The following is a 14,928-nucleotide window of genomic DNA, read 5'->3' as shown; positions in this document are numbered from 1 at the left end:
CGCGATGCCAGCGCGGGATTTTATAGAGGGTTCGGGGATTGGCTGCAATGGCCGAGGTATCGAAACGCGTGTCATCCTGAACTTCCGTGAATCGACAACCAATCCTGCCCCTTTCAGCAGATGATTGCCCTATCCCTTGTCCGGCTCTTTGGCTGTCTTTCTATGGCCCTTCGAAGTCACCACGTTGTACTCACCGACACCGGCCTCTTCCACTGAACATGCGATCGGAGAGCCCTCGTGCAAAACGTAATGGCCTGAAGCGCTAACGGAAAGAGGAACAGTTTCGATATGAGCCGCCACCTTTGCTGAGGTCGCGGTCAAGAAAGCACTCGGCTCCATCGCAAACCGCTCCGCCAGCGCATACGCCATCTTGTGGCTGATAGGCCTATCGCCATTGAGCACTTTGGATACCGCCGTTTTATCACCGATTTCAGGGAGGTCCGAACCGGTGAGCCCGAGCGTCTCCATCAGATCCTTGATCAATTGCACAGGCGTGCAGGTCGCCTCAAAAGCGGCATTCGACTCGCGAAACTGTTCGGAGTCGCGCTGGTAGGCCAGGATTTCCTCCTCGAGCTCAACGAGAATTTTCGCCTCAGTCTTGCTCAGTTCGCGTCCGTCGGTGAGCGCATCGAGCAGGTCGGTCGCACGCTCATAATCGGCAGGGGTCTTGATGCCATGCACAAACTCACCGCGCAGGCGATCCAGTACCGCATGTAGCTCGCCAAGCGTTGCGATCACGGTTTGAAAGTCGTTCCGGGCTGCGCTCATCGTCTTACCCCTTTGTTTCTTGCATACCAGCCCGGCTCCTGGCCGAATCGTAAACGTTGCCGCGCTCCCGTTTGCCAATCGCTACCACCAGAATGACAATCCGCTCTTCCTCAATGCGGTACACCAGTCGATACCCAGCCCCACGCAACTTGATCTTGTAGCAATCCTTCATTCCATGAAGCGCATCGGCTGGCACTCGCGGGTTGCTCTGCCGGGACTGGAGTTTTTTCAGAAGCTGCAGACGGATGGCACCGTCCAGTTTTCTAAGCTCCTTGAGGGCCTTCGGATCCCACTCGACATCATAATCAACGCCCATTGACGATATCAGCCTCAGCCTCGCCAATGAGCTCATCAAGGGACATCCGAACAGGTGTTTCGTTGGCCTCGATGCGTGCCTTTACCACTTGCGCCAGTTCCAGCTCCTCCAAGCGATCAACCATCGCCTCGTAGACACTTGCCGGGACCATGTAGCCCATAACACGGTTATGGTTCAACACGGCCACTGGCGCGCCGTTGGCGCCGCTCAGGACGGTTGAGGGGTTCTTTTTGAGTTCGGATACGCTGACGGCCACATCAGCCAAAATGATTTGCATGGAGGCGGCTCTCGCTTAAATAGGTCGTTATTTTGGTCTTTATTGGCTGATCGAGCAAGCACAGCCGTTGCACACCTGAGACCTATCTTCCGCCCCGTAGCTCACATTCATCGATTTGGCCCGCGAAGCCGCAACTCTTGCGCCTCACCCCGTCACACACCCCTGCGGCACCTTCCCAGCAAAACTATCCACCAGACTCGCCACCACCATCTCCCCCATCCGCGTGCGGGTCTGCAACGTCGCGCTCGCCCGGTGGGGTTGCAGCACCACCTGCTCATTGCCAAACAATGCCTCAGGCACATGCGGCTCATCGACAAACACATCCAGCGCCGCACCGGCGATTTCACCAGCGGTCAGCGCCGCCACCAGGTCGACCTCGTTGACCAGTTTGCCTCGCGCCACGTTGATCAGATACCCGCCCTGGCCCAAGGCACGCAGCACCTCGGCATCGATGATGGCTTCAGCCTTGTCCGCGGCGGCCGCGAGGATCAGGGCGTCGCTGTCGCGGGCCAGTTGCTTGAGGTCGGCGACGAACGTGTGGTTCACGTCACTCATGGGTTGCAGGTCGGTGTAGCTGATCGGGCAACCGAACGCGGCGGCGCGGGTAGCCACGGCGCGACCGACCCGGCCCATGCCGACGATGCCGATGCGCATGCCGGACACCTGCCGGGCCAATGGCAGCGGGGACAATGGCGTCGGGCTGTGAGGCCATTGGCCGGAGCGCACGTAACGGTCACCGGTGCACAGCCCGCGACACACGGCAATCAATAGGCCAATCGCCAGGTCGGCGACATCTTCGGTCAGCGCGCCGATGGTGGCCGTCACGCGGATTCCGCGATCCCTGGCGTAGGCCAGGTCCACGGCATCGGTGCCCACGCCGTTGACCGCCACCACTTCCAGCTTGGGCAGTTGGGCCATGAGCGCCTGGCTGATGCCGGTATGCCCTCCGGTGATCACACCGCGAATATTGGCACCGTGTTCTTGCAGATAGGCTTGTTTGTCGGCCTGTTCGAAATAGCGCCGCACCGTGAACAGCTCGTTGAGCCGGGCGTTGATTTCAGGGATCAGGATCGGGCTGAGTTGCAAGACTTCTGGCTTCATGTAGACCTCGTATCGAAATAGGAAAAACTAACTCAAGCGCAATCAAGGCGTGCTCGAATCAGTGTGTGGCGAGGGAGCTCGCTCCCGCTTGAGTGCGAAGCGCTCATAAAAAGAACGGGGGCCGCTACGCAGCCCAGCGGGAGCAAGCTCCCTCGCCACGAATGCACACCTTCGAAACTGAACGGCACGCAGGCTCAACCGCGGCCGGCAAATGGCATGGCCGTGGCCATGACGGTCATGTTCAGGACGTTGGCCGACAACGGCAGGCCGGCGATGTAGCGCACCGCATCGGCGACATGCTTGACGTCCACCATCGGCTCCACCGCGATGCTGCCGTTGGCCTGGCGCACGCCCTTGGTCATGCGCACGGACATCTCAGTGAGGGCGTTGCCGATGTCGATCTGGCTGCAGGCGATGTTGTATTCACGTCCGTCCAGGGCCAGGGATTTGGTCAACCCCAGCACCGCGTGTTTGCTGGCGGTGTAGGCGCTGCTGAACGGTCGTGGAGTGTGGGCCGAGATCGAACCGTTGTTGATGATCCGTCCACCCTGGGGCTGTTGCCGGCGCATCAGGCCGAAGGCACCACGGGCACACAGGAAAACGCCGTTGAGGTTGGTGTCGATCACGTTTCGCCACTGCTCGAACGTCAGCTCATCCAGCGGCACGGCGGGCGCATTGACGCCAGCGTTGTTGAACACGACGTCCAGGCGTCCGTAGACCTCGGCGATGGTTGCAAACAGCCCATCGACACTGACCGGGTCGCGTACATCAGTGGGCACCGCCAAGGCTTCGCGCCCCTGGCTGGCCGCCAACTCGGCCAATGCCTGCAAGGGCTCTGGCCGACGACCGGCCAACACCAGTGTGTAGCCGTCTTCCATCAGGCCCAGGGCCACCGCTCGGCCAATCCCGCTGCCGGCGCCAGTCACCAAAGCCACTTTCAATGCGTTGGACATGTGGGTTCTCCTTTCTCGAATTCAGTAAGACAAACGCGGACCGACGCGCATTTCCAATTCGCCAATACCGTCGATGCCAGCCGTGACGACATCACCCGGCTGCAGCACATCGACGCCTGCCGGGCTGCCGGTCATGATCAGATCACCGGCCCGCAGCGCCACCGATTGGGAGATGCGGGCGATCACTTCACTGACCGACCAGATCTGGCTGTCGAGGCTGTCGCGCTGACGCTCCTGGCCGTTTACGTTCAGCCACAACTCGCCATCGGGGTGCCCCGCCCGGGAGACCGGCACGATGGCGGTCATTGGCGCGGCGCCGTCAAACACCTTGGCGCCCTCCCACGGCAAACCGTTACGCTTGGCCTCGCGCTGGACATCACGCCGGGTCAGATCCAGACCCGCCGCGTAGCCCCACACATAAGCCAACGCCTGGCTCTCAGGGATGTGGGCGCCACCCTCACCGATGGCCACGACCAATTCGATTTCGTGGGCGAACTCCTCGGTCACCGATGGAAACGTCACCTCACCCGCCGCTTCCACCACGCAACTGGCTGGCTTCATGAAGAACACCGGTGGCACTCGGGATTCACCCTGGGTATCAGGCCAGGGGTAGTTGCGACCGACGCAAAAGACCCGGCCGACGGGAAAACGCTGCGGGCTGCCAACAACCGGCAGGGTCACTGGCAAGTCCGGGGTAAAGACATACTCGGGCATGTTCATCCTGATAAAAGTCCTGTTGGAAGGGTCAGCGTACGGCGGCAATCCTTGGCGAAGTTGGAGGAATGCCGCCTCGTGTTGGAGAAAAACAGCTTTTTTCCGGGCTCAACGCGCCTTGAGTTCAATGCGATACAAGCGGCCGAGCAGCAATGAATAGGACAAGGTGCCGATCAGCGCCACGCCGCCGATGAACCAGAAGGCCAAGGCGAATGAGCCGGTCTTGTGGACGATTGCGCCAATCACGATGGGGGTGACAATCCCGCCGATGTTGGCCGCCAGGCTGGTGATCCCGCCGGTCAGTCCGATCAGTTCCTTGGGCGCCACTTCCGACACCGCCGCCCACGAGGACGAAGCGATGCCCTGGGCGAAAAAGGCAATCGTCAGTACGGCGATGCAGATCACGTTCGAATCGGTGAAATTCACCAGGACGATGGACATGCCCAGCATCGACCCGACCACCAACGGCAACTTGCGGGCGAAGGACAGCGAGTAGCCGCGACGGATCAGCAGGTCGGACACGATCCCGGCGAGCAGGATGCCCACCGTCGCGCCCACGAACGGCAGCACGGCGAAGATCCCGGCCTTGATCATGGTCAGCTGACGCTCTTCGATCAGGTACGTGGGGAACCAGGTGAGAAAGAAGTACAGCGCCGAGGTGCTGGCGAACTTGCCAATGCAAATCGCCCAGACCTGCCGATAGCTGAACAGCTCGGCGATCTGCCGCCAGTTGAAGCGGGTGCGCTCCTGGCTGCTCTTGACCAGCCCTCCCCCGGCTTCGATGTACTTGAGTTCTTCCTTGCTGACTTTCTTGCAGTTCATCGGGTCGCGATACAAGAACAGCCAGGCCACACCGAAGACGATGCCAAGTGCGCCGGTGCTGTAGAACACATGGCGCCAGTCATAAGTGGTGGCTAGCCAGAGCAGTGCACCGGTAAACAGCGCCGTGCCCAAGTACTGGCCGCAGACGTAAATGCTGCTGGCCAGGCCCCGTTCACGCGCCGGGAACCACACCGTGACCGCCCGGCTGTTGGCCGGAAACGCCGGCGCTTCCATCGCGCCGACGGCCAGGCGCAGACCGAACAGCGAAGCGAAGCCCGTGGCCAAGCCCTGGCACACGGTGACGGTCGACCAACTGATCAGCGACACCCCGTAGGTGAACCGGGAACCGAAGCGATCGGCGATGAAGCCGGCCGGCACCAGTGCGATCGCGTAAGTCCAGGCAAACGCCGAAAAAATCAGGCCCATCTCGATCTTGTCCAGGCCCAGGTCCTTGGCGAGGAACGGCGCGGCAATCGAGATATTCACACGGTCGATGTAGTTGATGATCGTCGCGATCAGCAGCAACGACAGCATGAACCAACGCCGCCGCGACGGCAGACGCTCTGGTACTGCGGCGTCCCGGGCGCTGGCAATTTGGGAGGTGTGAGAGTTCGACATGGTGGACCTCGTTATTGTTAGAAGCGTCGAAATGTTTACGAGCAGCCGAAATCAATGCCCTCGATGCCGGGGCAGAACAATCGCTACAGGAATGAGAAGCGCGAACAGCCGGTGTCAGGTGTTCAAAGAGGCCTTGCAACAGGAACTGTCGCAGGAGCAATCGGGAGGGTCGGCGTGAAGCAGGAACAGGTTCATGATGTGCGCACCTTTTGATTGTTTTTGGATGGAGAGACGGGTTGCGTGGCTCAACAGTGGTCGTACAACCATTCAAAATCAACTGAGCTGTTAGATCATTTTTCCCGTTTAAAACCGCATCAAAGGAACCTGTCCAAAAAAATCAGATGGGTGCTTTTTTTCATAATCTTTCTAAGATCAACCTAAACGTTTGTTTTTAAAACACAAATTATGAAAATAAAATTTATCGTTTTTGGACAAGCGCCCTCCATTTTCAAGAGACAGAAAATTCACGCCAACAGCTTCGTCATCGTATGACTCCTTGAAAATCATCAAGATGCACAGTCACAATCGTCATCACCGTCATGCACCGCAAAGGATTCCCAGGAGATGTCATCACCGAGCCGAGTCCCCACCTACGTCATGCAGCAACGCAGCGAATTGACGGATTTCTACATCCGCGACAAAAAGGGTCGGCGCGCCGAAACCAGCCCGCACCGCCACGAATACTTCCAGATCCAGATCAACCTTGGCGGCGATACCGTGCAACACATTGGCGACGTCGAACGTCCGTTTCCGCGCAACACCCTGGCCTTCATCCTGCCCCACCGCGTGCATGTGATTCCGCACCCGGCCGAGAGCAACTTCATGGTGATCAATTTTTCCCAGACGTTCCTGCTGCCGCATCTGCAGTGCGACCCGATGGACCTGGAAGAGGTCTCGATTCTGCTGGCGCCGGAACTGTCACCGTTCCGCTTCCAGGAACACTTGGACTTCATTCTGGGGGATGAGGATTTCGCCAAAGCCTGCGCGCTGATCGAGCAGATGCGTGGCCTGGACCAGAACCGTCAGTTCGGCACCCGCGAGATGCTCAAGGGCTTGTTGCTGCAACTGATCGGCAGCGTCTGCGCCTTGTACGCCGAGCCGCTCAAGCGCTTGGCTGAAGAGAACGCCGCCGAAGTCAGCCGACGCGATGCGCTGGGCCGGATGTCCGAGTACTTGCGCAAGAACATCGCCGACCCCGACCTCAACCTGATCAAGGTGGCCGCGGCAACTTACCTGTCACCGACGTACCTGACCCACTGGCTGCGCAAGGAAATCGGCAAGACCTTCACCGAACTGGTACTCGAACGCCGGATGCATGCGGCGCGCAATTACTTGCTCAATGGAACACGGCCAGTGGGCGAAGTGGCGAGGTTGTGCGGTTTTGCCGACGAGGCCTATTTTTCCAGGCGTTTTCGCCAGATACATGGACAGCCGCCGGGGCAGTTCAGGCGACAGCAGTTGAATCCGGACAGTCCGCAATTGGCATTGAATACGTGATGAGTCTGTCGGCTATGGAAAAACGGCTCGTTCAGTCAACGAGCCGTTTTTATGCCAACTATTCCAGGCTGCGCCTAACCTGGAATGTGCGTGTTGATGCCGTCGAACCTCTTGTATTTCCAGCTGAATCCGTCTCGCTGCACAGGCGCGAAACTTTTAAACCAATCCACCCAATTACTCGCCGACGGCATCCACCAGCCCTTGACGGTATTACCCCAGTGAGCAAGTCCCAGCTCGGAAATCAGATAGTGGCTATGGCTCACACAGTTCTGGTACTGGGTTTTCGCAGTCGGGAGATTGGGCCAGAAAGCATCGTAGGAGGTTTTGGTTTTTTTTAGCTTGGCTTCAAGCTTCCGATACTTTTTCACGAAAGCTTTATTCACACCGATGTAATAGACATAAGTGGTCGCGCTGCCAGTGGCACGAGCCCAGTCGGTGGAGCCAAGAGTCCCTGTATTGAATACCCATCCGTCATCACTGATACCCGTCATGGTGATGTTTCTGCCGTCGATGAGAAAGGTCGTGGCATGCCCATCTTCGACAAGCTTGCCCAGTGTTTTTTTCCAAGCACCAAAACTGAAGGGACTGAAGCCTTTTCCTACACCGCTCCAGGTGAGTATTGAATAACAGATTCCGAAAATCCCTGCTGCTCCGGTGATTGTCTCTAAACCCGCTACCAACTCAGTTCCTTTCTTGTTCGCCATTCCATGACTCCCTGGACACCGTGCAATGAGTATCGATGTGGTCCTGCCGACCAGGAAAGACTAGGACACGGTGGATGATGGCGCCAGGCCATGGATCCAGTGGAGACGAGTGGCCGGACAGTGGAACGGCAGCCCTTTTCAGAGTAAAGATTTACGTGGCGGGACTTACACGGCGCATCAAATTCATCGCTTCGCTTAAGTCATCCATATGGCCTGTGAACGCGAACTTTTTCTCGCCAAAGCGGCGAATCGGTTTGCATTCTGGATCACCTGACTTGTTCGGGTTGGGTTCGTTGTGGTCAGGCCCCTCAACAATGAGCTCTTGATTGACCACTTGTATGTCAGGCCCTGCGCGCAAGGCTCAAGAATAGGCGCTGCTGTTCTCGGTCATATTTTCAAGGAAGCGGATGCGGCCGCGCTCCCACTCAGGGTGGGTGCCCTTAAGGAAAGCGCCTCGAATCGCTTTTACATCCGCCACGGTTTCCAATTCGTCGAAAGCAGTGAATTCGACAATTATTATGTTCGGCAGAGCGCTTGCACGACGGGCCCGGCTAGCTAGCCAATCGACACAGTCACCGCAGAATCAACACCGCCGCCACCGCAACCACGGCCACCACACCAAAGACCATCCGCGCGATCCACGGCGCGGTGAGCCAGACGCCGGTCACCCCGGCAATCTGTCCCACGTTCTTCTCAGTCAGACGGAAACTCGGCTCCCGGAAAGGATTGCCGCAATGTGGGCAGGCGTAGGCCTTGTCGGAAATTCTGGAAGCGCATTCAGGGCAATCGATCAGACTCATTGTGCGACCTCAGGGAGAGACGAACTTGGGGTACTGACAAAGACCACGCATTTCCGGTTTTTGTTCTGAATCGAGTAAACCTTTTGGAGAGCACGCCACGGAAAAGCGAACTGCTTCACTGCCAACAAGATAGCCCAGCACTACTGTGGGGGTTTTACGCGCTGGATAAGATCGTTCAGCACGTAGGTGTCCAGGAAGGCTGTGACTTCAATGATCTGACCATTCTTGAAGGTCATGTGCCACAGGTAGGTGTTGTTGTAGGGCTTGTGATCAAGCGCCGTGGCTGTTCCGTTCCACAGCACAACCACGACATCATTCTGAGCAACGATGCTCTGCACCGTGGGGACAATTGGTGTTGCCAGTCGCGCGGTAATCGGCCGCACGACTTGGGCCAGCTCAGCCTTACTGTTATAGACACCGGAAACAGGACTCGTCCCGGCCACGGTCCATTTCGCATTGGGCGCCAGCAGATCGAACGCCGTGCCGTTGCCCTGCTGCCAGTTAATGAACGCCTGGCGGACCAGCGTCGCATTCGCGTGCTGGGTGTTTTCCGAAGCCCAGACGTTGTTCGTAAACAATATTAAAGACAGTGCAAGCGCCTGGACGCGCCAAGCAAAATTCATCCATCGGGTCATGATGTTCTCTCACAGCCATGCAGTTGATAAGACGCTCTTCCAAGAGGACCTTAACGGCATGTGCCCAGAAACCTTTGCCCGATACTGCTGTGAGGTTGCCTGATGCTGTCCAGTGGCGAGGCTCCACGGGCAGCCGTCCATCAAACAATTTGCCGTGCCTTTCTGCCTTCAGTCTTCGCGACCTTCTTGCCCCAGTGCTCAATCTCCCCGCCCACCGGAAGCTATCGCACGCCTGAGGAGAATTTTTCATTCAGAGAAGGCTGGTTTCCAGAACCGCCCGGCCAGCCAGCGACTGACGCTCAAGGCCCAGGCAAGCAGAGCGATCAATCCGACACTAAGCAGCATCCCATTCACGCCCGTGCTGCTGATGAGCTTGCCGGCGATAAAGGGAAACCCGAATACGCCAATGAAGTAGGACAGGCTGAAAAGCAGCAGCGCTTGTGCGGTCAGCCCAGGTGGCGCCTCGTTGGCAGCCAGGCCATTGATGACTGAATAGTTGAGACCGTAACCGACCCCAAGCAAGGCGGCGGTCACCCCATAACTCAGACTGTCATGGACCCACACACCGAACCCTGTCACGGCGACCAACATCAACGTGGTCAACAGGCAAGAAGTCGCGAGAGGGTCACGGCTGACCACCCACCCGGCAATCAACAACCGACAAGCGATAGCCGCCCCCATGAAGCCGACGAAAAACAGGGAGTAATCAAGTCCCTGACTGGCGGCATAACTGGTCTGGAAACTGCCCAGGCCGCCAAAGATCGCGCCGCCCAGCCCCACCATCAAAATGGACAACGCCGAACGTGAGCGCAGCACATCCGTCGCCGATCTCAGCCCCATCCGAGCCTTATCGCCAGAGCGGCGCTCCACTTCGGCAAAGCCCGTTCTCAGCCACCAAAAATACAGCCCACCCAACAATGCTGCTGCGGCGGCAAAGAAGAAAGCCGTCTGTATGGGGAGCCCAACGGAGCTGGCCAACTTGCCTGAAAGAGGGCCACTACCGATCCCCGTCAACATGCTGCCCGACAAAAGCGCGAAGCAATGAGTCCGCCTGGATGGCTCGACCATCGCTGCGACCATGATGGGCCCAACCGTGTAAAACAGTCCCCAGCCGATCCCCAGCATCAAACCGCAGGCCAACAAACCGATACCAAGGTCCGATAGCAGCGCAAAACCCATGGACGCAATGACCAGAAACACAGCGCCAAGGGCCACGCACAGTGCAGCGCCTACGCGCTGCATCAAATGCCCCGAGGCGACCACCGCGACCAGAGTACTCGTCATGGCAACGGCAAAGACTTGCCCTGCATCGCGCTCAGTTCCCCCCAGGGAGGACACCAGCAGCGAGACCAGGAAAGTGGCGCCATAAGAAATGGACAGAAGGAAACTGGCTACGCAAAACAGGCCAAATCGATTGGAGGGCCTGCCGTTGGAGAGCGGTGGCATCGGAGTTTTCCCACGCGTTGAACAGGCCGTTTTGTAGCACGGCTACATGGGGGGATAGTCATTTGGGTGGCGGAGTCAAGGTTAGGAAATTCACACCTTTTGCACTGCCGGCGTATCACCTGGGGGCCATTGCCCCTATCGTCATTTTTTCAGACCGCAGAAACCACAAAACCCCTGGTTTTCTTGGGAAACCAGGGGTTTTGTGTGTATCGAATTTGGCGGTGAAGGAGAGATTCGAAAGCACCCGATCGCGATTTTCAGCGAATCTGATCCCGGTTTATAAGGGTTTCAGGCCGATAGTTTGCGCGCAAACGTTCCCATGGCAGTCCCATGGAATCTATGTGGCAACAGGAAGCGAGCTTGCCATATAGGGCTTTATGCATTTTTTGGGAACGGCGTCGGAAATGAGCCATTTTGGTAACTCGATTCTCTAGTCTACCTGAGAGCTAGATTTCACTGGGCTGTAAAGGACTGGTGCAAGGTAATTTTCAAGCAGTGTGAAAGTAAGGCAATTACCTTTCAAACAAGTGATTTTTATTTTTTATAATTTAATATAAATCAATCACTTACGAAGATAACACTTCTATCCTTACTCAAAGTTACTTCCCGAGATCATCCAGCAAAGCCAATGAATATGGAGGATTGTCGATGTGATAGTTTCCGAATCACCATCTTACCTTTTTCCGACTGCGACCCTGCGTCTGATGGTGAATCGCACTCGGCAACAAGCCACGTCTTGGGGGTCCCATCGGACGCCGCTACCCTTCGCAGGGATTCGCAGGCTTTTTGCTCTCCACGATCATAACGGCAACGCCCAGCCCTGATCCCGTTCAGCTATGTGCAGGACTGCAGAATAAAGGACGCATTTAGACCGGAGGCGTGGTGGGGGGATGACGACGCGCGCCAAGTGAGAATCGCGCTAATGACCGCTTATGAAGTCCCTTTTTTACACGATCTGTCGGCACGAAAAGCCGCCCCTTTGGGTGGTTCAAAAGATCTGGCTGATACGTTCGACGGGTGTAAAGAGCGCCAGTCTTTTTTAGGTATGCAAACGACCAAACGGTTTCATTGAGGAACGGCTCATGGTCTCGCCATTCCAGACAAATTATTGCACCTAGGTGATTTTCACATATGCATAGGCTTAAAAATCGGCTTCAATGGTCTTATGGCTCAATGCCACTCACCACTGACCGACTAGCACGGCCATTTTCAACGGTTTGTAACTCTCAAATGGATGAACTGAAGTGTTTAAGACCTACCCAAAAGGATCGGAATGGCGCAAGTGGGATCTTCACGTGCATACCCCAGCGTCGGTACTCAGGAGTGAATTTGGCCAAGATTGGGACAAATATGTAACCGAGCTTTTCACGAGAGCCATTGCAGCCGGAGTTAGCGCGATAGGAGTTACAGACTATTATTTGCCAGAGGGTTACAAAATTCTTCGACGGGATTATTTAGATAACCCAAACAAGATGCAGGAGCTGTTTGATCCCGAAACTTTAACCGCAATCAATGAAATCCAAGTTTTTCCTAACATAGAGTTTCGCATCAACAAACTTGTCATCGGCAAGGAAACCGATCTTTCTTGGAATCGAAAAGTAAACTACCACGTTATATTGTCCAACGAAATCCCTGTGGAAAAAATCGAAAGCGATTTTATTTCGCAACTTCAGATCTGTTTCAACGCTACCGCCGGCAGCCAAATCGAACGTCGCCCTTTGACGAGATCTAATCTTGAAGAGCTTGGTCAGCGTCTAATTGCAGAACACCCTGCATTCGAATCAAGTGGCAGTGCATTGTTTGTAGGAATGATGTGTGCATCTGTAGATGAAGACGAAATATCGAGGCTTCTCAATCAGAATGCCTCATTCAGAGATAGATATCTGACAGCACTTCCATGCGATGAAGACCTTAGCGATGTTAACTGGAACTCACAAGGGCATAATGTACGGAAGAACCTTATAAAACAAGCTCACTTCATATTTTCCTCCAACCAAAAAACTGCTGCATTTCTTCTCGGAGGAAAAGACAAAGACGCTTTCATAAAAGAATTCGGAGCTGTTAAAGCGTGTTTATGGGGTTCAGACGCGCACATATGGGATGAGCTATTTAAACCTGCTCTAAATAGGTATACGTGGATTAAGGGAGATTTGACATTTTCCGGTCTAAAACAGGTAATTTATGATCCTAGCTCAAGGGTTGCGATTCAAGAGCTCTCACCACAGCAAAAAAGCCCTTATCAGACAATTGAAAAAGTACGGTTTATAAACAAAGTACAGCCGAGACTATTCAGCGAGAACTGGCAGGAGCTAAATCCAGACCTGAATACGATAATCGGAGGAAAATCATCGGGCAAATCACTGTTACTCTATCATATTGCAAGAGCAATAAATGCAGATGAGGTCGATAGTAAAATACACCTCTCAAAATCTTCAACCTATAATGGCTTACCTTATCTAGACTTTGAGGTTCTTTGGTCTAACGGTGAAATAAGCCGACTTTCAGAGGCCGCAGAAAAAAAACCAATCACATATATACCTCAACTCTACATCAATCATTTGGCCGAAGAGGATGGCAGATCCCAACTCAATACTTTAGTTCAAGACATACTTCTACAGCACCCCACATACCAACAATTTTCTGAAACTCAAGAGAAAAAAATAGTCACAACCAGTAAAGATATAAATCAAAAAATTGATTCTTTTTTTGAACTCAGATCCAAGTACGGCCTTTTAAATAAGGACGCAGAAGCAATTGGAACCCGTCCCGCAATTACGGCCGAAATCGAACGATTACTAACTGAAATTAAAACTTTGCGCGATCGATCTGGATTCTCAGACTTGGAAGAACAACAATACAGGCGGTTATCGACCCGTAAATCAAGCCTTGAAAAACGGGACGCCATCCTTTTAAAAATTGAAACCGGAAGTGAGCAAATAGTAGCATCTATCACAGATAGATCTAATGCTCACATTCAAAACCTCAAAGACTCTATACTTGGAGATATAGACTTACCAAGCGACTCAACATTCGCAACCAACACTCTCAACTCTTTAGAGCAAAAACTTTTCAGCGCAATTGAAAGTTTCAAGCAGGAACTGTCTTCCAACACCCAGACAATACCAACATTAAAAACGAAAGTAGCGATTGAGTCCACCGATATCGATAGAGCACTTCAGCCACTTTTGGTTAAAATCACAGATCAAGCAACACTAGATCTCGCAACCAAAAAACTAAAAATTGAAGAAGGAAAACTAAAACAGCTAGATGATATCGCTGAAAAACAAGCATCAATCAAATCACAAGGATTAGATTGCAAGCAGGAGCTAAGCGACCTCTACAGCCAACTTATTCAAGCTTACACCGATTACGCTAACGAAACCTCAAAACCGGACTACCAATTCGAGGATGACATTGCTGTATCAGCTGAAGTCCTTTTGCATGAAGATAAATTCAACGAATTCTCTCTGTTATTTGATCGTCGCGGCAACATGACCGCCTTATTGGGTGACCTAATACTACCTACCGGCGAACTAAACTTTGATGTCAATACACATGCAGAGCGCATTGCGAGCACACTTGCAAACTACAACAAGAAAATTAACATTCCTGCCACTCGCAAAGGCATAGAAGACATAGATGTAATAAAAAAACTTTATAGCAACTGCTTTTATATAAATTATGTAGTCCACTACAAAAGCGACGATATTGCAACCATGTCACCAGGCAAGCGCGGACTGGTTCTATTGAATCTTATCCTGCATTTAAGCAACGCCTCACACCCAATCTTAATCGACCAACCAGAAGACAACCTCGACAACAGAACTATCTATGACCAACTGAAAGATTTCGTGAGACAGAAAAAAAGAACGCGCCAAATAATCATGGTCACTCACAATGCGAATCTGGTGGTGGCCGCTGATGCAGAATGTGTAATTGTAGCAAACCAAGCAGGCCAACAATCGGATACAGCTGTAGATAACCATCGGTTCGACTATTTCAGCGGAAGTTTAGAATGCTCTTATGAGTCATCGGAGCTAAGCGGCCTCTTGAGATCCCAGGGGATCCGACAACATGTATGTGAGATTCTCGAGGGAGGAGTTAAGGCTTTTAAGGAAAGAGAACTAAAATACGGCTTTAAAATCTAGCCCATGTCGAACAAGCGCATGACGGGACCATCAATATCACTCGTTAAAGAGCTGAAAAGATAAGAAAATTGAACAAAAAAACAAAAAAGATACTTTCGACTAGCGGCTTTAGATTAGCTCTTCCCCAGA

At 54.0% G+C, this 14,928-nt stretch carries 14 protein-coding genes and 1 pseudogene; 4 read left to right on the top strand and 11 right to left on the bottom strand.

Translation table 11 applies throughout. The features are described 5' to 3' along the window. Positions 1-129 precede the first annotated feature (129 nt). The 7 genes from BM300_RS09585 to BM300_RS09555 form a co-directional block, all read right to left on the bottom strand. Positions 130-768: a helix-turn-helix domain-containing protein gene (locus BM300_RS09585; protein ID WP_092147325.1), complete on the bottom strand. Its 639-nt coding sequence runs from the start codon at positions 766-768 to the stop codon at positions 130-132. 4 nt (positions 769-772) lie between these two features. Continuing rightward, positions 773-1,084, bottom strand: coding sequence for a type II toxin-antitoxin system RelE family toxin (locus BM300_RS09580; RefSeq protein ID WP_063324970.1), 312 nt, complete (start codon positions 1,082-1,084; stop codon positions 773-775). After that, entirely contained in the window at positions 1,074-1,361 is a 288-nt protein-coding gene (locus tag BM300_RS09575; RefSeq protein WP_092462679.1) for a type II toxin-antitoxin system Phd/YefM family antitoxin, read from the bottom strand. The genes BM300_RS09580 and BM300_RS09575 overlap by 11 nt, the downstream gene beginning before the upstream one ends. Before the next feature lie 144 nt (positions 1,362-1,505). Beyond that, positions 1,506-2,462 (bottom strand): 2-hydroxyacid dehydrogenase, encoded by a 957-nt coding sequence (locus BM300_RS09570; RefSeq protein ID WP_092348517.1) that lies wholly within the window; start codon positions 2,460-2,462, stop codon positions 1,506-1,508. Positions 2,463-2,656: 194 nt separating this feature from the next. Continuing rightward, positions 2,657-3,415: an SDR family oxidoreductase gene (locus BM300_RS09565; protein WP_063324967.1), complete on the bottom strand. Its 759-nt coding sequence runs from the start codon at positions 3,413-3,415 to the stop codon at positions 2,657-2,659. A gap of 21 nt (positions 3,416-3,436) precedes the next feature. Beyond that, a complete protein-coding gene (locus BM300_RS09560; protein ID WP_092462678.1) occupies positions 3,437-4,135 on the bottom strand; it encodes a fumarylacetoacetate hydrolase family protein in 699 nt (232 codons plus the stop codon). A 102-nt stretch (positions 4,136-4,237) separates the two neighbouring features. After that, a complete protein-coding gene (locus tag BM300_RS09555) occupies positions 4,238-5,569 on the bottom strand; it encodes an MFS transporter (protein WP_063324965.1) in 1,332 nt (443 codons plus the stop codon). 564 nt (positions 5,570-6,133) lie between these two features. Here BM300_RS09555 and BM300_RS09550 point away from each other — a divergent pair. Beyond that, entirely contained in the window at positions 6,134-7,066 is a 933-nt protein-coding gene (locus BM300_RS09550; RefSeq protein WP_092462676.1) for a helix-turn-helix transcriptional regulator, read from the top strand. A gap of 74 nt (positions 7,067-7,140) precedes the next feature. Here the strand turns inward: BM300_RS09550 and BM300_RS09545 are convergent, their stop codons facing one another. Continuing rightward, positions 7,141-7,770: a hypothetical protein gene (locus BM300_RS09545; RefSeq protein ID WP_092462674.1), complete on the bottom strand. Its 630-nt coding sequence runs from the start codon at positions 7,768-7,770 to the stop codon at positions 7,141-7,143. Between the two features lie 280 nt (positions 7,771-8,050). Here BM300_RS09545 and BM300_RS09540 point away from each other — a divergent pair. Next, a pseudogene (locus BM300_RS09540) lies at positions 8,051-8,329 on the top strand (GNAT family N-acetyltransferase); the annotation flags it as partial. A 13-nt stretch (positions 8,330-8,342) separates the two neighbouring features. Here the strand turns inward: BM300_RS09540 and BM300_RS09535 are convergent. The 3 genes from BM300_RS09535 to BM300_RS09525 all read right to left on the bottom strand — a co-directional run bounded on the left by BM300_RS09535 (position 8,343) and on the right by BM300_RS09525 (position 10,651). Further along, entirely contained in the window at positions 8,343-8,570 is a 228-nt protein-coding gene (locus tag BM300_RS09535; RefSeq protein ID WP_092225085.1) for a zinc ribbon domain-containing protein, read from the bottom strand. 140 nt (positions 8,571-8,710) lie between these two features. Beyond that, positions 8,711-9,193, bottom strand: coding sequence for a nuclear transport factor 2 family protein (locus BM300_RS09530; protein WP_092348526.1), 483 nt, complete (start codon positions 9,191-9,193; stop codon positions 8,711-8,713). Between the two features lie 258 nt (positions 9,194-9,451). After that, entirely contained in the window at positions 9,452-10,651 is a 1,200-nt protein-coding gene (locus tag BM300_RS09525; RefSeq protein ID WP_092462672.1) for an MFS transporter, read from the bottom strand. A gap of 922 nt (positions 10,652-11,573) precedes the next feature. On the opposite strand from BM300_RS09525, the gene BM300_RS31040 reads away from it, so the two are divergent. Both BM300_RS31040 and BM300_RS30125 read left to right on the top strand, forming a co-directional pair. Then, a complete protein-coding gene (locus BM300_RS31040) occupies positions 11,574-11,723 on the top strand; it encodes a hypothetical protein (RefSeq protein ID WP_170862039.1) in 150 nt (49 codons plus the stop codon). Positions 11,724-11,895: 172 nt separating this feature from the next. Then, positions 11,896-14,799 (top strand): TrlF family AAA-like ATPase, encoded by a 2,904-nt coding sequence (locus BM300_RS30125; RefSeq protein ID WP_139232351.1) that lies wholly within the window; start codon positions 11,896-11,898, stop codon positions 14,797-14,799. Positions 14,800-14,928: the final 129 nt, after the last annotated feature.

Origin of the sequence: Pseudomonas sp. NFACC46-3 (assembly GCF_900114515.1) — a bacterium.
Lineage (GTDB): Bacteria > Pseudomonadota > Gammaproteobacteria > Pseudomonadales > Pseudomonadaceae > Aquipseudomonas > Aquipseudomonas fluorescens_Q.
Note: the sequence above shows the minus strand (reverse complement) of the source record. Positions and strands in the feature narration are given on the sequence as shown.